The 25,889-nt window shown below is 33.1% G+C and carries 13 protein-coding genes; 3 read left to right on the forward strand and 10 right to left on the reverse strand.

Annotated features, from left to right (window positions below; all coding sequences use genetic code 11):
* The first annotated feature begins 46 nt into the window (after positions 1-46).
* Positions 47-3,091 carry a WD40/YVTN/BNR-like repeat-containing protein gene (locus tag AC2A1C_RS07490; protein WP_484024895.1) on the forward strand — a complete coding sequence of 1,015 codons (3,045 nt, stop codon included), beginning with the start codon at positions 47-49 and terminating at the stop codon, positions 3,089-3,091.
* Between the two features lie 688 nt (positions 3,092-3,779).
* On the opposite strand, the gene AC2A1C_RS07495 is transcribed toward AC2A1C_RS07490, so the two are convergent.
* The 4 genes from AC2A1C_RS07495 to AC2A1C_RS07510 form a co-directional block, all read right to left on the reverse strand.
* Entirely contained in the window at positions 3,780-5,957 is a 2,178-nt protein-coding gene (locus AC2A1C_RS07495) for a TonB-dependent receptor (protein ID WP_484024897.1), read from the reverse strand.
* A 489-nt stretch (positions 5,958-6,446) separates the two neighbouring features.
* Positions 6,447-6,893, reverse strand: coding sequence for a hypothetical protein (locus tag AC2A1C_RS07500; protein WP_484024899.1), 447 nt, complete (start codon positions 6,891-6,893; stop codon positions 6,447-6,449).
* A 144-nt stretch (positions 6,894-7,037) separates the two neighbouring features.
* The gene (locus AC2A1C_RS07505) at positions 7,038-7,454 is read right to left on the reverse strand and encodes a hypothetical protein (protein WP_484024901.1); all 417 of its coding nucleotides are present in this window, start codon (positions 7,452-7,454) and stop codon (positions 7,038-7,040) included.
* Complete coding sequence (locus AC2A1C_RS07510; RefSeq protein ID WP_484024903.1) at positions 7,455-10,220, reverse strand: T9SS type A sorting domain-containing protein; 2,766 nt, start codon at positions 10,218-10,220, stop codon at positions 7,455-7,457. It lies immediately after the preceding gene.
* A 577-nt stretch (positions 10,221-10,797) separates the two neighbouring features.
* On the opposite strand from AC2A1C_RS07510, the gene AC2A1C_RS07515 reads away from it, so the two are divergent.
* Complete coding sequence (locus tag AC2A1C_RS07515; RefSeq protein ID WP_484024905.1) at positions 10,798-13,704, forward strand: proprotein convertase P-domain-containing protein; 2,907 nt, start codon at positions 10,798-10,800, stop codon at positions 13,702-13,704.
* Between the two features lie 223 nt (positions 13,705-13,927).
* Positions 13,928-14,179, forward strand: coding sequence for a hypothetical protein (locus AC2A1C_RS07520; protein WP_484024906.1), 252 nt, complete (start codon positions 13,928-13,930; stop codon positions 14,177-14,179).
* A 771-nt stretch (positions 14,180-14,950) separates the two neighbouring features.
* On the opposite strand, the gene AC2A1C_RS07525 is transcribed toward AC2A1C_RS07520, so the two are convergent.
* The 6 genes from AC2A1C_RS07525 to AC2A1C_RS07550 all read right to left on the reverse strand — a co-directional run bounded on the left by AC2A1C_RS07525 (position 14,951) and on the right by AC2A1C_RS07550 (position 25,596).
* Positions 14,951-15,418 (reverse strand): hypothetical protein, encoded by a 468-nt coding sequence (locus AC2A1C_RS07525; protein ID WP_484024907.1) that lies wholly within the window; start codon positions 15,416-15,418, stop codon positions 14,951-14,953.
* Between the two features lie 191 nt (positions 15,419-15,609).
* The gene (locus AC2A1C_RS07530; RefSeq protein WP_484024909.1) at positions 15,610-16,215 is read right to left on the reverse strand and encodes an REP-associated tyrosine transposase; all 606 of its coding nucleotides are present in this window, start codon (positions 16,213-16,215) and stop codon (positions 15,610-15,612) included.
* A 331-nt stretch (positions 16,216-16,546) separates the two neighbouring features.
* Positions 16,547-16,858: a hypothetical protein gene (locus AC2A1C_RS07535; protein WP_484024910.1), complete on the reverse strand. Its 312-nt coding sequence runs from the start codon at positions 16,856-16,858 to the stop codon at positions 16,547-16,549.
* A complete protein-coding gene (locus AC2A1C_RS07540) occupies positions 16,858-23,760 on the reverse strand; it encodes an RHS repeat-associated core domain-containing protein (protein ID WP_484024912.1) in 6,903 nt (2,300 codons plus the stop codon). Before AC2A1C_RS07540 ends, AC2A1C_RS07535 begins: the two co-directional genes overlap by 1 nt.
* A gap of 56 nt (positions 23,761-23,816) precedes the next feature.
* Positions 23,817-24,281 (reverse strand): T9SS type A sorting domain-containing protein, encoded by a 465-nt coding sequence (locus tag AC2A1C_RS07545; protein WP_484024913.1) that lies wholly within the window; start codon positions 24,279-24,281, stop codon positions 23,817-23,819.
* Positions 24,282-24,285: 4 nt separating this feature from the next.
* Positions 24,286-25,596, reverse strand: coding sequence for a hypothetical protein (locus AC2A1C_RS07550; protein ID WP_484024915.1), 1,311 nt, complete (start codon positions 25,594-25,596; stop codon positions 24,286-24,288).
* Positions 25,597-25,889: the final 293 nt, after the last annotated feature.

Genomic DNA, 25,889 nt, shown 5'->3' on the forward strand with positions numbered 1-25,889 from the left:
ACTAAATAATATGATAGTGAGTAATATAAAAAATGTAAAAAAGGGAATGAATGTTCTCTTTTTTGCGTACAGTATAAGTGCATTTGCGCAAAATACCATAAAAGGAGACGAAATTTTTGGAGCATTACAAGCACGGCAAATAGGACCGGCAGTAATGAGTGGAAGAATTACAGATATTGCAATGCACCCTTCCAATGCCAATGTTGTTTTGGTAGGAGCAGCAGGAGGCGGTGTTTGGAAATCGGTGAATGGAGGACTAAATTACGCTTCTATTTTTGATAAATACAATCAGTCTATTGGTGCTGTAGCTTTTGATCCCAATAATCCGGACACCACTTATTGGGTAGGAACAGGAGAAGTATGGACTCGAAATAGCGTTTCTTATGGAGATGGAATCTACAAAACGGTGGATGGAGGAAGCAATTGGGTAAAGATGGGATTGGAAAAATCCGAACGGATAGGCAATATTTTTGTAAATCCTAAGAATTCGGATGAAGTTTATGTTGCAGTATTAGGCGCATTATGGGGAGATAGTGAAGAAAGAGGCGTCTTTAAAACCACAGACGGAGGCAAAACATGGAACAAAATTCTTTATGTTAATCCCAAAGTAGGTTGTGCAGATCTAGCAATGGATCCTTCCAATCCTAATGTATTATATGCTTCTATGTGGGAGTTTCGTAGGACAGCTTGGTCTTTCGAATCGGGAGGTCTGAACGGAGCTTTATACAAAACCACAGACGGAGGCAAAACGTGGAACAAAATCCATAACGGTTTCCCTTCAGGAAAATTGGGAAGGATTGCAGTAGCGGTTGCACCATCAAACACCAAAATTGTTTACGCTGTGGTAGAAAGCGAAAAGGCGGAAAACAATGGATTGTATCGCTCCGAAGACGGAGGAAACACATGGAAACATCTGAATAAAGATTTCGAACTCACAGTACGCCCGTTTTATTTTTCCAGAATTGTGGTAGATCCTAAAAATCCCAATATTGTAGCTAAAGCAGGCTTGTTTGGCTCCATCAGTCGGGATGGTGGAAATACTTTCAAATCTTTAGGAAGTATGCATCCTGATATCCACGATATTGCATTTGATATTAACAATTCCGATAAAATGATTGTAGGAAATGATGGTGGAGTTAACATATCCCTTGATGGTGGAACTACCACCACTTTTGTAGATAATTTACCAGTATCGCAGTTTTATCATGTAAGCGTAGATAACCAGAAACCGTACAACATTTATGGAGGTTTGCAAGATAACGGATCTTGGTATGGTCCATCCAACAGTCCACAAGGAATAGAAAACAAGGATTGGGTTTGTGTAGGAGTTGGAGACGGATTTAGAGTGTATCCACATCCTACAAACTCTAATATTGTATATTCTGAAATGCAAGGAGCGGAAAATATTTGGAGGTATGACAAAGAGAAAAAACAAATAAAAACAATCAATGTATTACCAGAAAAAGGAGAAAAATTGCGCTTTAATTGGAATGCATCTCTCACCACAAGTCCGAATAAACCCAATAGATTGTATATAGGAAGTCAGTTTGTACATGTGTCGGATGATATGGGGGAAAACTGGAGAAAAATATCTCCGGATTTAACCACGAATGACAAAGCAAAATACGATGATCAAGAATCGGGAGGTTTAACAAGAGATCGTTCGGGAGCGGAAAAACACTGCACTATTTTTACAATTGCAGAATCTCCTTTGGATGAAAACGTAATTTGGACAGGAGCAGATGACGGTAACGTACAAATTACAAAAAATGGAGGCGCAAGCTGGGAAAACATTACCAAAAATTTCCCAGGATTACCAACAGGTACTTGGTGCTATCATATAGAAGCCAGTGTTTTTGATAAAGCTACAGCTTATGCCGTTTTTGAAGGACATACAAAAAACGATATGAATCCGTATGTGTATAAAACGACCGATTACGGAAAAACTTGGAAATCTATAGTAACTGCAGACGTAAAAGGAATCTCTCGCAATTTACAGGAAGATTTGGAAAATCCCAATTTATTATTTCTAGGAACAGAATTGGGGATGTATATTACATTAGACGGAGGTAGTTCTTGGTCTCAGTTCACCAATAATTTTCCATCTGTCCCAGTTCATTACATTGCTATGGATAAAAATACCAACGATGTAATTGCAGGAACGCACGGAAGAGGAGTTATTATTATTGATGATGTAAGCATCCTTAGAAATCTTACACCGGAAATTGTAAATAAAGATTTTCATTTTTTTGATATAAAACCTGTTGAATTTGACGAAGAATCTACCTTTGGTGGAGGCGGCAACGTAACCGAATTTGTAGGAAGAAACCCTTCGAAGGAAGTAAAAATCAGCTACTACATGAAGAAAAAACCAATTTTCGGAAAGTATACCCTGAAAATATTCAATTCGGAAGATAAAGAAGTAGCAGAATTAACCCCAACTAAAAATAAGGGGATCAATATAGTAACTTGGGACGGAAAACTAAAATTGCCTAAAGTAGCAAAAGGAAAAACCTATGTAGGCGACGCTTTTGCAACAATACGTGTGCCTGCCGGAAAGTATAAAGTAAAATTATCCAACGGAAAAGAAACTTTTGAAAAAGATCTGGAATTTACCTATCCTAAAAATTCGGTGTATAGCCTTTCGGATCGTAAACTACAGGAAAAAACAGCAGAAACATTGTATAATATGAATCAAGAGCTGGCGTATTTGGTCTATCAGATTGATGAAATTCAGGATAAATTACAGGCAAGTACACTGAATAATAAGCAAAAAACCGAATTGGATAAAAAATTACAGACCTTTAAAGAAACATTGGTAATAACAAAAGGAAATAATTATACCGATACAGCAGATCCACAATTGCGTGAAGATATTGCAAAACTATACGGGAAAATAGCATCCACATATGATAAACCTTCTAATAACCAATTGGATAACCTAAAGGAGTTACAAGTAAGATTGGATGCAGCAAAGAAACAGCATCAAAATTTCATCAGTAAAGATCTTGTAAAAATAAATGCTGAACTATTGAAATTAAAGCAACCTGAAATTGTTTTCAAAACTTTCGAAGAATTTGTAAAAGAATAGCAGTAATCGTTTGACTTTATTTGTAAATATCGTAAAGATAGTATATCTACACATAAAAATTATTGTTTCTTCGCCAAAAACTGTGGAATTGAATTTCAAATGTTTTTCATGATCTTCAATTCTCTGTTCTTTTGTCTTGAAACAAAAGAACCAAAAGTTCAAGACTTGAAAACTCGGCTAAAATTTTGAAGAATTTCCTAAAATCTCCAAAACTCGGGCGGAAGCAAGGATTTTGTCTTTCATAAAAAGAGTAGTGACGCCACTCAAACAGTGGAGATTTTTAACGGAAATTCTTCAAAATTTTTTAACGCCTCCGTTTCATATGTCGAGATAAATCCAATGGACAATAATTTAATTTCCATACTTTTTGGCGAAGAGCTAAATTATTTTTTCTAAAACAAAAACCTTGTGGACTACAAGGTTTTTGTTGTTTTTACAAGCACAGTTACAGCTACGGACTTCGCTTAAGATTATACTGCTCGATACAATTAATAAAAATTAAAAACAAAGCATGAAACAAACTTAGATCTACTTGTAAAAAAGATACGTATCTCTTATCAAAAAGATGCGGACGTTTTAGTAAAAAGATGCGGACGTTTTGTAGAAAACATCCGTATCTTTTTTAAATATTCTTTTTATCTCTTTAAATAGACTTTAGAATCCTATTTTATAGAGTCTATTTTTTAGATTAAAAATGATATTTTACATTAAATCCAGTAAAATAATATGCTTTTTTAGAACCTGGATTAACATCCGTAAATTGACCTGGATAATTGGAATTGGCATCCGAATCATTAATGCTATTCCCTAAGAATAGGAAAGTGTAGTTAATTTGGTTGCTAAGATTATTGCCCATTGCAAAAACATCCACATCAAACTTACCAAAAGATTTTTGATAGCCCAGTTTTGCATTGAGTAAGCCAAAACCTTTTACTAAATTATCATTATTAAAATCCGAATACACATTTCCTAAATAATTGTAGGTATTATTAAGATACAATCCCACTTTGGTGTGGATGTCTAAACCAATGGCATATTTGTTTCTGGGTACTCCTACCACGTTTTTGTGGGTATAATCTGTTAATTTTCCACCCAAAATGGTTTTAAAATCTGAATATTTGAAATCATAATAAGACATATTAAAGAAAGGAACAATTTTATCGATAAATCCTTCCGAAGTATAATTGTAACCCAAACTCAATTCTGCACCTGTATTTCTTTGGTTCCCAGTATTGTCCCAATAGGTATAATTATTTCCTGCACTATTTCCAGCAAGTTGGGTCAATTTATTTTTCACATTAATCTGAAAAACAGAAACTTGATAATCTAACTTGGTATCAAATAGTAAACCATGCACACTAAAATCCCACATTTTGGCTCTTTCGGGTTGTAAATTTTCGTTGAGTATATTCACATTCGTTGTAGAAATAAAATTATTTCCTGCGACAGGAGTATTGTAACCTTCGCTGTAACTCAAATTAAAAATCTGGTTTTTCCATTCTTTTTGTAAGGCAAAGTGTGGAGTATAAGCAACATCGTATTTTTTATCGAAAGAAAGGTTTTTATTGTATTGGTCTATACCATTATAAACCAATAATCCTGGTAAAGCCAATAAATCTTGGCGATTATAATGGGTGGAGTTAACACTTACACCTGCTAAAAAAGTTAAATCCCAAGGTTTGTAGGTTATCTTGTCTATCGCAAAATAAGTCCCCTGATTGTTTTTGTAATTAAAATACGCCCCTCTATTAATTGGATTTACATCCAAAGGAATATCAACAGTTCCCTTGAATCGGTAATTTGAAATTTGCGAACGAGACACTTGCATTTCTGCTCCAAAATCTAAAGCATTTTTAAAATCTCCCCATTCGTTGGTAAGCTGAAAGGTACTTCGGAAGCCCATATTTGGGTTGGTAGAAGTTTCATACGCACCTGCTGCAATTCTATCAAAAGAACTTCCGGAATAGAATATTGTGGTCATATTCTTAAAATTTTTGGTAATATCCCAAATGTGTCCAAGCCCAACTCGTGTAGAATTAATTTGGTTTTTTGCTCCTTTTCTTATGTAGGCAATGTTTCCATCATCCATTCCTTGCTCGTAAACCGCATAAGGAATTTGTCCAGAAACTTTTTCATTAGAGTAAGACTGACTTGCAAATAGTGTTATTTTTTGCTTCTCATTAAGTTTCACTTCGCCATTTAAGTTTACAAAATTCTTTAAACTTCCTCCGGAAGGTCTATAACCATCGCTTTCTATATGTCCATAATTTACATTTAAAGAATAGTTTTCTCCTGTAGTGTTTACCTGAGTGATGGATTGAAGATGCTTAAAAGAACCTACCATTAGTTTTTCGGTGATACTTGTTCCGGGTTTTTCATCGGTTCTGGTGTACAATCTTACCACACCACCAACTCCGCCACCATACATTGTTGCGGCAGGACCTTTAATCACTTCAATATTATTTACATAAGAAAAATCTACATCGTCCAATAATGTAACGCCTTCTGCGTTGGTAAGAGGCATATTGTTCCAATATACTTTTATTCCCCAGTTGTTGAATTTTTGGTCGTTTCCGTAACCTCTTATCACAAATCTTTGTCCGCCAAGTTGGGTTCTCTTATCCACCTGAACTCCCGACATTGTAGAAAGCGTGTGGTCTATAAAAGCGGGGTTATTTCTATTAAGCTCTTCTTCGGAAAGAGTTTCTGTAGATTGCGCGTGTCTTTTAAATTCGGCTCTTTCTTTTTTTACTTTGGATCTTGCATTAATGGTAACGGGTTCTATTTCTGTTTCTTTACCTTGCTTTTGTGCAAATGCCGAAATGGACGCTAAAAGTAATGCGCCCGTAATATATGTTTTCTTCATTATAATCTATTTATCTTACTCAAATCATCATTATTATATGATAAAATTGAGATTTGTATTACTTTATAAATGTGTATTTAGTTTTCTGTTTTAAACAATCTGGTTCTATCCTCAGTATTTCTAATTTTATTTAAATTTTGATATTTTTCAAGAACTTTTCTAAAAAAGTTTGATTATCTGTTATCAATCATAATGCTTGATTTTAACGCTAAGTCCGCAAAGATTTTTTACAAACAAACTGTTTTTAAGGTTCGTAAAGGCGTTAAAACTTAACCAAGATCGCAGATGTTTTTTATTATGATAAATTGCAGACAATCATAAAAAAGTTCCTGAATTTTGATGTTTACAAAAAATGAAAGAAAAAATACTTCAGTTTATTTAACCCTAAAACATTGCTTTGTATTTTTCAACAAAACAGAATGTCGTTTTTAAGGCAATGCCATTTTCTTAACTATTCAAAGAAATAATTAAGAGGCAAAATTTTACTTTTTAAGACTGATTATTAGAAGAATATTCGGGAGGAATGATAATCCGAATAGGAAAAAAATGAGTGTAATGAGATTGGTAAAAATGTTCTTCTTGAATTATAATACCCGAATGTGTATATGAAGGTATAAATAAGTCCACAAATCCAGTGTTCTTATATTTGAAGCAGAATTTAGGAGACCTATTGCTTTGGTAATGTTGGTATTTTTCATTTACACTTTTTTTAATAAAGTTTTCCAAAAAGCTGATTTTCTTTATAATATCGGTTTCTTTACTATCTTTTACACAAAAATAAATAATGCCGCTTTTTGTAGAGATTTTCTTTATTACATCATACATTTCGCCTTTTAGCATAAACTCCCAGTTGTCTTCCCATTTGGCATTGGTAAGTTGAGGTTCGGAAAATTTTATCCATTTTTTAGGATCAATTTCCTGTGCTTTAAGTGCCATTTTCATTTCCTTTTTGGCATCTTTTTGTGCATGTTTAAGATATGCTATTCCGGAAAGAAGGCCTATTACTAAAAAAATGAATGTGTATATAAAGTTCTTGCTTTTCATATCAAAAACTGAGCATTGTGAATGCTCAGTTTTAAATTAATTAGGTAATTCTTCGCCGGAAGGAATCACCCGTTCGGCTTCTGTAAATGTTATTTTTTTCCTTTTCTTTTTAGAAGAATTTTTAAGTTTATAGTTTACCCATAATACATTGGATTGCTTCTCTTCTTTTGCCTCTTGTCCCCCGAAATTTTTCTGCGCTTTATTTTCGGTATATGTTGCAGAATAATGTATTCCATCCTTGGATGTAAAGGAAATTGTATGTTTGCCAATTTTCAGTCGGGTTACGATAACATCACTTTTAGAAGCGAGAGTCAATGTATAAGTTTTAATGACAACATCTCTTGCTCCGCCATAGCTTGTCATTACCTCAGCTTTATAGGGCTTTAATACTTGTGCAGAACAAGAGTAGGTAATGAGTAAGCACATTAAACTTAAAAATAAGAACTTTTTCATTTATTTTTTTATAACTGTGGAGCTATAAATTAATTTACCTTGGCTGGTTGCCTTAAGGATATAATCTCCTTTTGCCAATTGTTCTATATTGAAAACTTCATCGGAAGCAACATTTTGTTTTGTAAAAACAATTCTTCCGGATGTGTCATATATTTCTACATTTACCCGCTTAGCTTCGCTATTCTTGAAATGTATTCTCAGTTCGCCTCTAGTTGGGTTAGGAGTAAGGAAATATTTGTTCTTATTTTTGGCATTTTCCTCTGTAGCAAATGTAGGCGAATTTTGGGAAGTCCATACTCCACGTCCATAGGTAGCAGCTAAAATAGTTCTAGTGGCGGGTCTGTAATCAAAATTGGTAACCCTCACTGTTCCAACTCCGTTAGTGTATCTTGCCCAAGTAGGAGTTGTGCTTAGGAAATTTACGGTACCCCAAATTCCTAATTCTGTTCCAATAAGAACCTCATTTTTATCTTCAGGATTCATAATTACTGTTCTTACAGGCATATCCGGAAGATTTCCTTCTTTATTCTGCCATGTAGAACCACCATCTGTGGAATAATATACGCTGGTAACATTATAATTGGACAAGGTTACGATAATTTCATTTTCGTTGGCTCCAAACTCAATATCAGAAATAGTTCCTGTTGCAGGTTTCGTAAGTTCTGTGGAAACAAAAGAAGTGGTATCTGCGTTATTTACTTTAAAAATTCTACCTAAATTTGTTCCGACTAATAGAGTAGTAGAAGCCGTAGTGTATGGAGAAACTTTCATCCAAGAAATTTGTTCACCACTTTGGGCTGTACCTACTGAGAAAGAAACATTGGTGGGTGTAGATGTTCCTGTAAAATTTGTTGTACGGAAAAGTGTTAAGCCAGAACGATAAGAGTAAAATACGTCCTTGTTTCTATCTAAAGCAATTTCATTGGCAAAATGTCCCAAATTTCTATTAGCAGAAGATGTAATAAGATATTTTTGTGTATTAGTAGAAGTTATAAGCACATAATGGTAATTATATACATAACTGTAAATTTCGTATGCATCTTGGTCATCATATTCATTATACATTCCATCTCCACCACTAGCCGTATAAGAAGTGTAAAAATTATTGGAAAGAGGAGCACCGGAAAGTCCTTGCGTCCCATTATCCTGAGCTCCCGCCATAATATCTTCGTTATTTGAGGTGGTTGTAGGGTTTAGCATCCCGCTATAGAACTGAGTTACATTATATCTTGTATTTCTTGAAGAAGCACTTGAAGTAGATGAAAAATTGTTTTTGTCGGATGCGTAATAAATTCCTCCATCATTTCCGAATAACATTTGACCGGTAGAATAATTATTATAAGGATTAAAGGTAATGACGTGCTGATCTGCGTGGATTAAAGGTATACTTAAAGCCGCCAAGTTATTATTATTGGACCATTTGGATATTTGTGTCCAAGTGGCACAACCATCCGTTGATTTAAATAAATCAATTCCACCAATAAATACGGTATTATCATTTAAAGGATCTGTTTTTATTACAAGATCATAAAAAGACTGCCCTCTTGTGAAATCATTCGCTGCAATTCCGGTATCTGCATCGTCAGGTAGAGAAACCAAACCGGAACTGTCTCCTGTGTAATTCCAATTACTACCTCCATCTGTAGATTTAATAATCCTTACTGGTTCTGTAGTAGAAACTTCTAATAGACCATAAATAACATTGGGATTAGTTCGGGACAATGTGAAATTTACTCTAGAACCACTAGCTCCTACATTATATTTTTCTGTAAAGGTATTCCCATCTGTTGAGCTAAGAATTCTACCTCCAGAATCGACATTAGTAAATCTAGAACTTCTTGTAGATACCCATACCGAATTATCTGCTCCTATTTCAATCTGTTGGATGGAATATCCGATAGAGCTTCCTGCAATTAAAGAGGAATTTTTAACAAAAGTAGCTCCACCATCGGTAGATTTATATAAGCCTGCTTGGTAAAGACCGTTCCAACCTTCCATATAACCTCCACTCACTCCGGCATATATTTCAGATACACCATTGTTGTTCCTTACTTTTATATCATTAATATAAAAGTTTCCGTTTTGTATGCCAGAAGTATAAGATGAGGTAATGGTAAAAATATTAGTCCAAGTTGCTCCACCATCTGTTGTTTTCCATATACCAGAACCTATCGCATCTTGTGTACAAGACTCCCCTGTTCCAACATAAAAAATCTGAGGATTATTAGGATCGTATGCAATACAGGAAATGGATGTATTTGCCCAAAAATCATTAACGGGAGTCCATTCATTGGTTGATACAGAAGGATCATTATTTTTCCATAATCCTCCCGAAACTCCTCCAGCAAAAACCCTTTTTCCTGTTGCATCATTAGGATCATACATTATGGCTCTTGTTCTTCCTCCCACTTTGTAAGGTCCTCTTTCTATCCAAGTTTCGTCAAATTTTCCGGTTTCGGAGGAAGATCCACCTAAAAAGGACATTGGTGAAGTAGGAGCATATTTCCCCGCTTTTATATCATCATAGGTTTTAACCAAATTTTTAGGATAAATAAGCCCCGTTATAGGATCCATCGTTCTTTTATAATCGGCTTCATTATACGAATTAGGAGGAACACCTTGCTTATGTGATTTTTTTATAAGTTTATCGTATTTCTTGTAATTTTTTTGTAAAATTTTAGTGTTATCCATAGCTTCTTGTCCATTACTAAAATAAAAAGCACCTATTGCGGATACTAAAAAAAGTTTAGAGATTATTAATTTCATGCTGTTTTTTAATTTATTTGTACAAATGTATTAATTTGTTAAGTAATAATTAACAATAATTAAAAAAAGGCCTGATTCTTCTCCGTCTCGTTTGTGTTCTATTCATCTATTTTTTAAAACTTCTTCAAAAGTATTAGAACTAATTTCTTGTACTACTGAGTTCCCATTCCCATGGTTCAATTACAAAACCGCACTTTACTGGATTTTGATGTACATATTCTAGCTTTCAGCGGGTATTATCTTCGAATAATTTTTATTGATATGCTGAACCACTGTGAAAGTAACAATTTTGGCTTCTGATTTTAAATCCTTCAAAGGTTATAGATTTACTAGTTTTTAAGCAAAAAATTAAATACTGAGTTGCAAAAGACAATACAAAAATATTCTTTAAACGTTAAATTAGTGCAAAATTTCATTCAAATTCTCTCTTTAAAAACTTCTCTTGCAATCAATTTAGGTTCTAACCAATACTAATTCAAAAAAACACCCACATAATGTATTGAATTTTTGAATTAAATTCGCTTTTTTTCACAATTTTTAAATTATTTATATATTTTTGAACAATTAATTAATTCGAATGAAAAAAACATTTACCAAATTAGCGGTTACAATATGTACATTCTTACTTATTGTAGTAAATGCTCAAGAAAAGAAAGGCCCTTTATTTGAGGGAAAAGCAGACAAAATGGTGGTAGTACCATCCATTGCAAGTAAAACAAATCTCGAGATTGCAAAAGACAAAACTGCAGAGATGAAAGATTCCAGATATTACAAACACAATGTAATTATAGGGAAGGATCCTCAAAAAACGAATGACATTTTCACATTAGAACCCAATAAACTTTCTCAAAAAATTCCGGGAAAAGCTCCAAGTTTAGTTTTTGATGCAGCTTCATCAAGCTCGCAGCCTACAGATCCTGCTTTAGCAGTAGGTCCTAATCATGTAGTGGTGGTTTTTAACACTGGTTTTAGAATTTTTGATAAAGCCGGTAATCCTTTAACTGGGCAATTGGCTCCAAGCAATATTTTTGGTACCAATGGATGTTGTGATCTTACAGCTTCGTACGATCATATTGCTGATAGATGGGTATTGACTTTATTAGGTAATGGTGCTTATGTAGCTGTTTCTAAAACCAATAATCCTGTAACCACAGAATGGAATGTTTATACCTATTCTTCTGTAACAGATTATCAAAAATTATCAGTTTGGAGTGATGGTTATTATATGACAGACAATACATCTGGAACCAACAAAATATATGCGTTTGAAAGAAGCAAAATGTTGGCAGGCGATCCTAATGCAAAAATATTAGCATTTCCTTTACCGGGTATTGTTACTTCAGGTTTTTATAGCCCACAGTTTTTTACGCTTTCAGACACTAATGCTCCTGCTCCAGGAAACGTACCAATTGTCTATATGCAAGACAATGCTTGGAGTGGAGTTACCAACGACCATTTAAAAATTTGGACTCTGAATGTAGATTGGAATACCACTGCCAACTCTACAATTTCAAGCCCTGTTGAATTAAATACTCAACCATTTATTGGTGTATTTGATGGTGGAAGTTTTAGCAATCTTCCACAGCCAAATGGCGGTGCAACAATAGATGCATTGCAAGCAACAATCATGAATCAAGCTCAGTTCAAAAAATTTAGCACATACAATTCTGCTGTTTTTAATTTTGTGGTTGATGCTGATGCCTCTTCAGGAAAGTTGGCTGCGATTAGATGGTTTGAATTGCGACAAAATGGTGACGGACAACCTTGGAGCATCTATCAAGAAGGTACTTATACATCTCCCGACGGAAAACATGCATGGCACGGAAGTTTAATCATGGATCTTCAAGGTAATATAGGAATGGGATATACCGCAATGGGTGGTACTAATAATAAATTCGTATCTTCTTACTACACAGGTAGAAAAGCGTCTGATCCTTTAGGAACAATGACCATTGCAGAACAGTTGATTGCTGAAGGAACTGCAAATATTCCTAGTTTTCGTTATGGTGATTATTCAAAAATAGACATTGATCCTTCTGATTATAAAACCATGTGGTTCATTAATGAATATGTAAAAAGTGGCAGAAAAGACGTAGTCGGAGTTTTTAAAATTGCGCCTAATTACAATAAAGACGTTGGTGTCATTAGTATTGATACTCCTAATACTGGTGCGCTAACTTCCGCAGAAACAGTAAAAGTAACCCTTTATAATTTTGGAGAGAATCCTCAAAGTAATTTCCCTGTTAATCTAAAAGTAAATGGAGTTGATGTTGCCACGGAAACATTTACAGGAACTTTAGCTTCTGGAGCAACTTCAGAATTTACTTTTGCAACCAAAGCAAATTTAGGAACTGAAGGTTCGGTTTATTCTTTAGAATCATCAACTCAGTTAACTGGTGATGAGGATAATGCTAATAATTCCAAAACCAAATCGGTAACCCATTTATTCCAATTGGATACAGGAGTTACAGAAATCTCTGCCCCTAATTCTGGAAGTAATTTAGGAAGCCAAACTATTACCATCAAAGTAACCAATAAGGGAAGTAGTGCAGTTAGTAATGTGCCGGTAAGTTACCAAGTAAACTCTTCTTCTCCAACTGTAGAAAACATTGCAGCAACTATCAACCCTGGTTCTACCGTAAATTACACTTTTGCAACATCATATAATTTTTCTGCATTACAAGCTTATACCATCGTTGCAAAAACCAACTTAGTAGGAGACAAAGTACCTAGTAATGATGCTTTTACAAAGACCATAAACAATTCTTCTTGTGCTACTTTTGTTAACAACACTCAATACCCAATTGGTCCAAATGCAAATACCATTACCAAATCTGTAATTAATAACACTCAAAGTTTCATTATATCTGATGTGAATGTAAAAATAAATCTAACCCATACTTGGGACGAAGATTTAGATATAAAACTTATAGCACCAGATGGAACAGAAGTTATCTTAGCACAAGATTTGGGAAGTTCAGGAGACAATTATACCAATACCGTTTTTGACGATGCAGCCGCCACATCAATAACTACAGGCTCTGCTCCTTTTACAGGTACATACAAACCGCAACAGTCTTTATCTGTTCTAAACGGAAAACAGGCTTTAGGAAATTGGACGTTGCACATTACAGATGATACAAATACGGACGGAGGAAAATTACTCAATTGGAGTATGGATCTTTGCAGCAATGATACCGCTGTTTTTAGCACCAATGATAATGAGCTAAGCAATACAGATTTCATGGTATATGAAGCCTCTAAAGGTAAATTTAAAGCCTCCATAAAAGACAATAAAATGTATAGAATTGCCGACTTACAAGTTTTTGATATGACAGGGCAAATTCTTTTGGTAAAAAGAATGGACAAAAGTGGTGAAAATTTCGAAACAGAATTCGATATGTCTTTTGCTCCAAAAGGTGTATACATCATCAAAGTGAGTGACGGGAAACAAACCTACTCTAAAAAAATTATTGTTAAGTAAATTTATATCAAGTTATAAAAGAGCTGCTTTTTTAAGTAGCTCTTTTAAATTATAGAATATGGAATATTTAATATTAATTTTGTGAGGTGCAAAAGCATCGACAAAGTTTGAATATGACTTAAGAGAAAAACAAAATCTATTTATGAAAAATATCCTGTTCATTTGTTCTGTTCTACTACCATTCTTTTTGTCTTGTGCAAATAACAAAACATTCAAAAACGAAATGCAAAAGGAAACAACAATTAAAAATGAGGGTTTTACAGAAATGCTCATTATTGAAGATCAAAAAACGTCTTGTACATTTCTTTTGCAAGATCAAAACAAAAATTTGTACGAAGTTCAAGATATAACCTCAAAAATTCCTAACGCTAAATCGGGAAATAAAATTTGGATAAAATATTCTGTACTCAGAAGAATGTCCATTTGCAATGCACAACCCATCTCTATTACAGAAATATACGACAATAAAAATTAGTTTTATTTAAATCATTATTGAAATTTTCTCCCGAGATTTTTTTGATTAGTTTCATGAGAAGATTCAAATATGAAAATCTCAAGCAGAAAAAGGATTAAATTCCCGAAGTAAATTCCAGCATTCTTCCCTCTGCTGGTGCGAGCGTCCCGCTCGTGTCTTTTTCACAAATTTACATTTATCTTAAAATAATGAAAATAATCTTTTCTTTCTCTTACTATTTTTTTGCTTTTATGTTGCAGATGGGTTTTATTTTATCTATAGGACACAAGATAGAAACTCGCCAGAAAGAAGCAAAGTCTTTGTTGTATTACTGCACTTTAGCACTATTTTACAAAACACATAATAATTTCATCCAATACTTGCAAATATCACAATGAAAACGTAAAATTTCATGTAATGAACCTAAATTTTCATGTATTATACCCTAAAACTTTGGTCAGGAACCTAAAATTTTACGTTCTATACCCTAAAATTTTACATAAAGAACCTAAAATTTTACACCCTACACCGTAAAACAACCACTAAACAACCTAAAATTTTAGATTTTCAGGAGGATTCTGATGCTTTACATTTTGTTGACATACCGTAAAAATAATACTTTATAAAAACAAAAACCTTACAATCTCATCAATATATAAAAAGTAAAGCAAAAGCCTTACTTTTTGTTTTGATTCCTTTTTTCTTGGCACGAGCTAGAAGCTCGCGCCAGCAAAGGGAAAAATACAAAGTATTTTATAAAATAAAATTCCCGCCAAATGGCGGGAATTTTATTTATAGAATATCATAATAATTTTGAATAAGCCATTTTTCTTCAATTTTTTGTGCTTTCAAAAACAAAAACACAGGTTTTGGTAAATTTTCACTTTCAATAATTTGAAAAAAATACCCGGTGTTGTCACTTTCAAAAAAAATAGGACTACAATACACTTTTTCAGTATTATCAATTTTCAGTCGTTTGAATTTTTTATGTTGTAATTCTTTTCCGTGAATACTTAGAGTAAGTTTTTCGGAATCCAATTTTTTAATAGGTAATCTCATTATTTTTTGTGTCATAGAATCATTTTCAAATAAAATTAAAAGAGATTTTTGATACTTCACAGGAATTCCTAATTGAAATTGATAGTTTTTATATTCTCCATTAGCTAGTTCTTGTCCATATATTTCATATTCGTTTTTTAAAAGTTCTTGTCCATAAATACAACAACTAAAAACAAATATGAGTAAAAATATAACTCTCATAATACTACCATTTTAAAAATTGATTTGGGTCATATCCGTAATTCTGATAAATAAAGCTACCATAATTATTTAGATAGTTTAGTCCTGATCTATTATAACTAGAAGGTGCATACTTTAACTCATAATCATACATTCTATATTCAATAACAGCATCCCCCCGCTGCGCAAAGTCTCCTGACTTTGAGCCAAACTTACTCGTCATAATTACTGTATTTCCAAAATTCATTTGTTTTAGTTGTTTCTATTATTGGGTTATCTGCCAATTCTACATTTACCAATCCTTTACCTGTTGTATAATTACTCGCTGATGAATAAATATAATGTTGTGCTTTTTCTACAATACCTGCTCTTATTGGATTTAAGTGTATATAATTTAACTTATCCCACATAAAACGTAACGTATAAATTTCTTCTGCATGATTACCATATTGCCAAAACTGGTAATTTTTATTTCTTGTATGGCTTTCTGTTGCTTTTTTAAATAAATATAGTATCCACTCTCTTCTGCTTTCTGGCTCTGTATGTATGGCTTCTAAAATATTTTTTGCAGTAAACTTTTTAAAGTCTCTTACTAAATCTGATAGTTTACCTCCTTTAGATTGAACTATTAAATGAATATGATTACTCATTATCACATAACCATATAAAATCATTCCTTTTTCTTTTATGCAATATTCTAATGATGAAATCACTATATCTTTATAAACCTTTCTTGTAAAAACATCTATCCAATCTACTACTGTACAGGTAATAAAGTGGGGGTTTTCTTGGTCTTTTATGGTATAGCCTTCTTTCATCTTTTTATTTTTTATTGTTGCTCAAAGTCAGGAGACTTTGCGCAGCGGGGGTTTTTTAATGGTTAACAAACCAAATATATTAATTTTCAATTAGCTTTCACAAAAAAGTTACTTAGCTTTTTTATACCCCCTGGAAAGCCTTCTGGAAAGCACTTTGCAATAAGGCGTGAGCGGGGGGGGGCGTTAGGCATTTTTTTTAAAATAAAAAACGCTAACCTTCTTACAGTTAGCGTTTTGCTTTTATTTACGGCTCAAAGTCACAGACTTTGCGCAGCGGGGAGGGTTTTTTTATTTATCTGCTACGAAGTTACAAACTTCGCAGAGCGGGAACTTAGTGTTCTGGTTTTTTTATGTATTTGTAAAAATTATTATTCCCCTCAATGAAATAATTTGCCTCACTATCTCGAGTAAAATAAATTGTAATTGAATCTTTTTTATTGATTTTTTTATAATACATTAATGTATACTGTATATAATTATGATTATCAGTTTTATAATAATGTTTTTTATATTCGTTATAATCAATTTTTCTCTTATTAAAAAAAGATATACTATATTCTTCTAAATTTTTTTTTATTCTATCTTCATTTTCGCAAGAAGTCAATGAAAAAAGAATAATTAAAACATATATTAATCTTTTCATCATTTGCCAATTTTAAACATACCATTGTATCTAATGGTAAAAGGATCTCCCCCTACAAATCTTGGAATATTTACCATTAACATTCCTCTTGGTCCAGCATTAAGAAAAGATAGTCCATTAAAAATAGTTCCTCCTATTGCTCCTATATTTCGTGCAAAACCACTTCCTGTTGTCCATTCATTATTTTTAATATCAAAATCAAATCTTTCACATCTACATCCTGTTTCTCCATCATATGCAATCTGGTAATAACCAGGTTTTCCTTTAACGGGTTCAAAAGTTACAGTTCCTTGAACCATAGCTTGATCAGGATTTGTATAATGTTTTGAATCGAACAAAGCCCTATAAGTTCCAGGTTTATTTCCAGGCACACTTAAATCTACATTTGACCAATCAATTGTTGAAACATCAACATCTACAACTCCTCCTTGTCTTGCCTGCCAACGTTTTCTCGCATCTAACGCTGAAAGTTTTCTGCCTGGAGGATCGTCTCCACTATCCATTTGATGCATCGCATGGTTTAACCCAGCAACAATTCCACCAGTTATAGCTCCCTGCCAAAAATTACCACCTGTAAGCTCTGCTCCAATACCGCCGCTAATTGCTCCAAAGAAAATCTGTCCGCCGGCTTTTCCTGCCCAATCTCCTGCTATTTTTCCAAAACCACTTGCCGCTAAACTTCCTAACACAGCAGATACAAACGCCTGCTGGAAGGTACCACCTTGCATCAATGAAAGAGCACCTTGGGCAACTCCATGTGCGGCTGCTTGTGTAAAAACTCCCAAGGTTGTTTTTGCAAATTCTGTTGCCGCTTGATAACCACTCGCTGCTGTACTGAAACAGTTTCCTATCCCTGCCGTAACGGCTCCACCGACCGCTCCCCAAAACATTGATTTCAATGCCCCGCCTAAATTCCATTTTCCACCATTAAAAGCTACCCCAAGAGAATAGGTTACTAATCCTATCGCTGCACCAATAATTGCACCTGTTACTACGGTAGCCCAAAATGCACTCATCAATGGAGCCAAAAACAGAAAGAAAAACTCCCCGCTCGGGTCATTATACATCAATGGATTGTTCATTACATATCCATACTTATTATAATTTTGGGTATTATGTGGATCCTGAATATTTTCATCCGCATTTAAAAACCTTCTTAATAGCGGATCGTACAATCTTCCGTTCATGTGGATGATGCCAATCTCGGCAAAGTGTTCATGTCCGGTATATCCTCTGTCTATTAAAAGACTTCCTGTGTAAAGTTTTGGATCCACAGCAGAACCTGCAATTCTAAGATGGGTAAAATTGCCCCATGCATCGTAATGACGCTGTTCTATGGCATACCCCGATTCATCTGTAACTGCTAAGATACTTCCCAAATAATCTTTATGTAAAAATAAAAACCTTGTATTGTTAGAATAAAAATCTTTTGTGTAGACAATATTGCTTTCATAAGGTGTACCTCCAATATAAATGAAGTGTTTTTCCTGTCCGGTCTGATTATTACGAATTACTTCATAGCTTCCGTCTTCACTGTAATACTTAGTGAATTTTCCTTCTGCTCCGTTTTCAAAATCAAAATTTCCTCCATAGGTCACTCTTTGACGCATACTCGTCAATCCATATTCAAATGCTACATCTCCTTTTTCACCATCAATAAAAATAGGGTCATTATTTTCATTATAGAGAATATTTTGTATTAAATCATTGTTGTAGTTTTGTGCACCGGCAGCATTTAGGGTCATTCCTGTTGCCTGATAAATTTTTTGGGGATTTTCAAATTTAACAGTACCTATCTGATTGTTGTATGTAATTCTTCCCTTATTATCATACACATTAAGAACCTGATTTTGAGTGAAAACACCGGTTACAGGATTCGTCCAGTTAATCAGACGATTGTTATCATCATACTGAAAATTTTCTATGATATTAAATTGTCCCCCTCTGAATCTGCTAGTCAGCTCATTTCTAATAAGGTCAAAACTATAACTCATATATAATACAGAGGCATTGTTTGAAGTAGTAGTATGTGTAGTACTTCCTAAAAACCCATTTGTGTAGTAGTTTTCAATACTAGTTCCTCCCAATTTAGTCTTAAGAACTTGACCTTTTGTATTTACATCTTGAAGTTCCCAAAGAATTTTTCCGGTACTCTTTTCTTTTATCTGATATAATTCTCCACTCCATGCATCATAAACATTTTCAATAGTTACTTTCGTTAAAATTCCAGAAGAATAAATAGATTTTTCATAAGAAGTTATACGAAGTTTATCATCATAGGTAATTCCTTTTTTCATAAAATACTTCCCATTGCTATCTTCGTAGGAACTTAATATTCTTCCAAAACTATCATACGTAATGCTACTGCTGTATGGTTTTTCTAAAGATGTCCCATATTTCTTAATAAGAAGTCCTTTGTCATTATATAAAAAGTTGATTTTTTTTTGAAAACCACCAAGACTTACCTGTTTAGCCGTTCCTTCTTTTTGCTCTATAAGTTGTCCTTTTGTATTGTATGCATATCTTTTTTCTCCTTTAGGGCTCTTAATTTTAGAAATAGCACCCATATAGCCATTGTATTCGTAGGTGTAGACTCCATTAGAAGGGTCTTCAAAACGAGTTTTATTTCCCCAAGCATCATAAGAAGTTTTTACAATATTTCCATCATAATTGGCTTCTATATTTTCACCTGCTGCATTGTATTTGAAAGTAATCGTTCCACCCAAATCTTCAGTAGAGGCAATATTCCCTAATGCATCTGAAATTTGTTTTTTAAATCGGTCAGAAGAAGTGTGCTTAGTCCCTTTTTCTACAATCGTAACTGATCTTTGTACGTCATTGTATGTGGTTTCGATCACTTTCCCTATTATAGCTGTACGAGCACTTATGGGTCTAGAATAATCATCATATTGAATCGTATTCCAAGCAAGTATTAAATCAGAATATGGTTCTGACTCACCAATTTTTCTACCTATACCGTCATAAGCAGTCATTACTGAAACATATTGCTGACCTTGTCCAAATTTTTTAGTAGTTGATTTATAATTCTGACCTTGACTGGTATAAGAAATTTTTAGATCTCCATCAGGAGTATATGTCGCTATAATCGCATTTCCATTACCTCCACTATACTGATACGTTGTAAATCCAGATAGTTTATTTTTAGAAGTAAGTAATTTTCCCCAACCATCATAAGTATTAGTTATAGTATTTCCTAATGGATCGGTTTGAGTAAGAATCTGCCCCCAATCATTATAAGTGATGTTGGTTTCTAATCCTAGATTATCTGTTTTTTTAATGACAAATCTTCCTTTAGTATCATATTCTGCTTTATCTATCTTCGAATTTGAATCGATACTGGAAGTAATTGTTTTCTCATTGATATTTCCAAAACCGTCATAGGTATAAGTCTCTAAAAACCAACCGGAGTTATCTCTGTTATATGATTTTTTTGTTTTTAGTAAATTATTTTCATAACTATATTCTTCCTTTGATCCTTTGGTATCACCATAAGCCTGCATCTGCTCATTCTTCATTTGTAGACGACCGATATAATAATTATTTCCAACTCCTGAAGGGTTGTGAAGATATGTCATATCAGTTGTAGAAACAGCAAAACCATTATTGATATCATTTATAGTTTTTACCGGTAAATAGTATTTTGTATTACCAGAAACATCTACATCATATGTGATAGTATTTACTGTAGTTATATCTTTTAAAAAATCTTTTGTGGTAGTTTGTTTTGGCACAATGGCTTTTATAGGATCATAGCCTAATCCTATAATAATATCTGTCCGATAAGTAGTTTGTTTAAGTGAAAGAAGTTGCAAATTATTTACGGATAAATCTATCGGGAAAATTTGATTTTCGTCATTGGTTTTGATGCTCCATTCTTTTATGGGAACACTTTCGTTTAAGGGATCCATTTCTGTACCGCTCCATATTTTAGTATTTACAAGATCATCGGTATACCATGTAGATCTTGCTGTTTGGCGGAAACCAAGAGTACCCTTACCTCTTAAATGTGTAATAAATCCACGATAACGAAAATCCTGCTTACGTTCTACATTTTTATATGCATTTGTTGTAATATCATATACCGAAACGGTTTGTCGAAGTTGTGAAACTGCATAAGATTGTGAAACTTTGTCTAATTCCATGTAAGGATATTGTTCCGTTTTTACAGATGCATAGAAATTAGGATTTACTAATGGATCCAATTCTTTATAATCAACAGTAGTGATAAGACCACCTTGGGTAATAGATGATATGTTTTTGTCTACATTTAGATTATAGTGTTGAAAAGCAATAATTTTTTTATCTGCAGAATTTGTAAATGAATTAGAAATAAATAGTACATGAGAATTAGTGTTATTTACTCTAAAGTCTCCATAAAGCGGTTGCATAATGCTGCCTCCTCTAAGATTAGAAAAAAGTTTATTTTGTTTAAATTGCCACCTAAATTGAGTATTAGATGAATTATAGGAAAACTCTGATAGTTTATAAAAACTTAAATTGCTAAACAAATCTTGTAAATTATATCCTGCGTAAAAGTTTACAAATTCAGATTTTCCATCAGAATCTATATCTATCAGTGCGGGATAAGAATTATCTTGATATGTATTTGTAGTATTTGTATTTTTATAATAAAAAGAAAGCCCTTGGCAGAATTCAGACAGTGTTTTTCCATTATTTAAGTAAATAGACCAACCTGCATTATATACTGTATAATGGTCATTTTTATTAAGAGGAGCTAGTATTTCAATGTTTCTATCTCCATTTAAATCTCCAAACATTATATTATCCGAAAATCCTTTTACTTGAAAAGTATTTTTTAAATTAATGCTATACTCATTTGTATTAGGGGTTTTAACAATAGAATATTGATAAACATTATTTAGAGGTGTAGAAACTGTTTGTTGGGTAACACTTCCTGTTAACATTTGTTGCGTATAAAAACTTACATTTACATTACCTACGTTTGGTTCAATAAACATAATGTCTTGTTTACCATCATTGTCAAAATCCATAATACCCCCTTTGCTCAAAATATCTTTGCTTACCGGCGCAATAGTATGGAATGTATTATTAACGATATCGTCGTTATTAATAACAATATGCCTGTAGCCCAATTTATTACAAATCCATATAGCTTTCATTGGATCGGGTTCAATAATCTTTTGGTAACATTTTTTATCTGCTACAGAAAGTATCAATTCTGATAATCCGTCAGAATCAATATCAACTTCTTTTGCGGAGGCTACTTCTGATTTTTTTCCATCGCCTAAGTAATCATAGTCAGGAGGAGTAGGTGTAGGGTATAGATTATAATTGTATTCGTAGTCAGCAGCTAATATAGTTTTAGAATACTCCAAAACTAATGGATTATTATACGTGTTTAGTACCGATGCATCACTTTTAATGTTATAATACTTTAGTTCTATATTTCCTGTTACTGGAGGATCACTATCATTAAGGCTTTTCAAAACTAACAACCCTTGTTTAGGTTTTATATAACCATCACTAGGCTTGATATTAAATGTAATTAATCTTGATGAAGGAAAAAAATTACTACTTGCTCCTAAATAAACAAAGGAGGAATTGGCATTATTAATTGCGTCAAAATATAAATAATACCCCCCGAGCCTTCCATTTTGGGCGGGTTGCATTACTATAAAATCTATCAAACCATCTCCATTATAATCTCCAGTAGTAATTATATTATCAAAACTTCCAAATGCCTTTTCTTGTGTATTTGTAGCTAAAGGTTTTGTGTTAAAAATTACTGGATTTGAAGCCTCGTTCTGAGAGTTAAATTCCTGTATGCTTTTTACAAAAGGATAATTAACTGTTTGGGTTGTATCATTATTTACAATATCGTTGTCGCAAGTGATAAAATATTTTTTAAATTGTGACCCATTGGATGTAACTAAAATATAACGTAATAATTTATCTTGTACAAATTCTAATCCATTTAAATAAGAGGTTTCTTTTAGATTTCTTGTAGTATAATTAAAAGTAATTGTATTGAAATGAGCTTTTCCTAGAGTTTCATTACCACCCCATTGTATCGAAGAGATAACGGCTACATTATTTGCCTGACTATAATTGTATGTAATATAGTTTCCCTGTGCATCTTTCCACTTTACAATATTATATTCAATTGGTGTTCTTGCGGTATTAGCACCCGTAGTTATAGCTCCATACCACGCTTGTGAACCATCTTCAAATGTTACTTCCCAATACTCAGGACCTTGCCATTGTTGTCCGGAAATTGATCCTAAACTCTTAATTTTAACATTAGAAAATTTTTCTGTTACATATTCTGCTCCATTTTTTCCGTATTCTCCAGATTTTAAAATTAGTCTCTGACCATTAAAACTATAATAATCGGAATAATCTAACTGGATTCCTTTTACTTCTCCGTCTTTTTCAATGGTTCTTCCCATTCTCGAAATAGCAGTTATACCAGAAATATTCCAGCTGTAGCCTGCAATTCCATTTCCAGAGCCGCTTGTATAAACTAAATTAATTTGAGGAGCTACACTTTTTACTCCAGGAGGTAATGCAATTGGTAAAGTAAATTGTAACTGACCTCCTCCATTTACATCAATATTTCCCTGAGTGTCATGAAAATATAATCCAGAAGGTGTAATGTCACCCGAAGGATTTGTAGATCCCGCTTGCGAATCTGTAGGATTAATTGGTGTATCAGTTGATGCTCCAAGTTTTGCTACAAAAGGTTCTGAAACTGTAGATTTAGCATGAAAGCCTTGTGCTAAAACTACAACATTCGGATCCTGAACTGTTTTGGTCGTCGTTTCCGGCTGATTTAAAATAGTCTGTCCCCAACCAAAAATAGAAAGTGAGGAATATAATAGAAAATATATTTTTTTCATAATATTTTATCTGAGATAGATAATCGTTTAAAAGAAATCGCAAAAAGAAAAACCTCTTAGAATTTTGTTATATTTTTTGTCATAATTCTTCCATCCTTTAATTGGAAAGTAATAATATATACTCCCATATAATAATGAGTCATATCAATTTTTACTTGCTTATTTAGGCTAGGAAGATTTTGTTGCTGGAATTTCCAGTGAACTGTATTTTGTTCATATAAACTAATGTTTTCAATAAGTTCATCTGTTTTATCCTCCCATTGTATAGTTAATACATCTTCCACAGGAACTGGGTAAATTTTTATTTCATTCCAGAATTCTTCATCCTTAGAAACTGTTTGCTTTTCAGAAACCGCATTTTCAACAATTTCTTTTTTAGGCTGTTCTACTGCTTGCTTTCCATTAGGATCAATACCTCGATAACGCTGGTTTCCGGCTTCATCATATTTGAAATAGACTTCAGTTTGAGAGAATCCTAAAAACGGTAAAAGAAAAAAAAGGGAAATATATTTTTTTTTCATATCATTAATGTTTTTTTGAAACTAATTCCTGAACTAATTTTTCCAATTTTTCTATTTTTTGATTTTGGATTTTTAGTTCTTTATTTTCAGACTGCAGGGTTTTAATTTGTTTATTCTGTTCAATAGTATAAAGTGTAAGTTCTTCTATTTTTTGTAAAAGCTTAATCTGAAATTCGCCCACATTTACACCTTCTTTTTCCATTTCTTTTGCAGAAGCTATCTCCGGCAAGTGTTTGTTCTCTTTTACATATTTTTCAACTTCCTCAAGTTTTGGAAGATCATACTTTTCTTCAAACACAAAATCTGCAGTTGGTGTTGCAGTGACTTTCACCTCTTTGGCTTCCAACTTTCCATACAAAGCCATATCACCAGTATCTGCCAGTTTTAATTTTGATTGTACAACACTCCCATCCTGAGAATACGCCCAAAACTGCAGTGAATTTCCGTATCCTCCTGACATATTATAAATTTTCCACTCTTTAATAGCTCCTCCAGTTTTTGATTCATTAATTAAACTTAATGCACCACCTATATCATTATTCGAAGTAGATACTAATGCTTTAGATAATATATAATCCGAAGATAAACTATTTATTATAGCATTTCCATTCACATGCAATTTTGCATTAGGAGTTAAAATTCCAATTCCCACATTACCATTTATAAAATTAAACTGAGGAACCGAAGCCCCATTTGTAAACAATCTAACCGCATTGTTTCCTGAAATCCACAAATCTGCCGAACCATCAGTGTTAGGAGCCGCAATACCATAATGCGGCATTGAAAAAGAAGTAGCCACTAAAGATGGAACATTTGTCTTGGTTACTGTAAATCTTGCATCATCTTGAAAAGTAAAAACAGATGTTCCATTAGCATAAATATCTCCATTTACAGAAAGCTTTTTAGTTGGATTAGTAACTCCAATTCCTACATTTCCATTTGCTCCAATATACATTCTGGTAAGAGGATTGGCATTTGTCTCACTTGTCATAAATTCTAGATAAGTATCCCAACCTCCTCCTCTGTAAGATCTAATTTTTGAAGAGCCTGCAGCTCTAAAATCAAAAGAAATATCTTGTGCACTGTTAGAATTTGTTGGTGAATTTGGACCAATAATACTTAATGCATTTACAGGCGAAGACTGCAATTCTACACCCGAATTAATTTGTAATTTTGCGGTTGGATTATTAATACCGATCCCCACATTTCCAGTACCCGCATTAGTGGTTCCTGCAATAGTCCCGTTAGGAGTATAAATTTGTGCATTAATAATCAAAGTACAAGAAATTCCAAGAATTAATAATAATTTTTTCATATAGTATAAATATCAATTATGTTAAGAACCTGTTTATATTTTATAGTAAATAATGTGGTAATGACTTAAAAACTTTTCAATGAATAGATCAAAAGAATAATTACCTATAGAAAATATCGCCAGTGATTTTTTATGAATAAAGATTTCGATGGATTAAAATTGTCTTTCTATTTTAATTTTGTCCATCACCACTTGTATTATGACAACAAAAACTATTTTTGATCTTTTCACTAATAATTTTCAAATTTAATATTTTTTATAATATTTCAAAAATATATGGATATTTTTTTAAA

The sequence above is a fragment of the Chryseobacterium sp. HNCC26DJ241 genome (genome assembly GCF_057180505.1).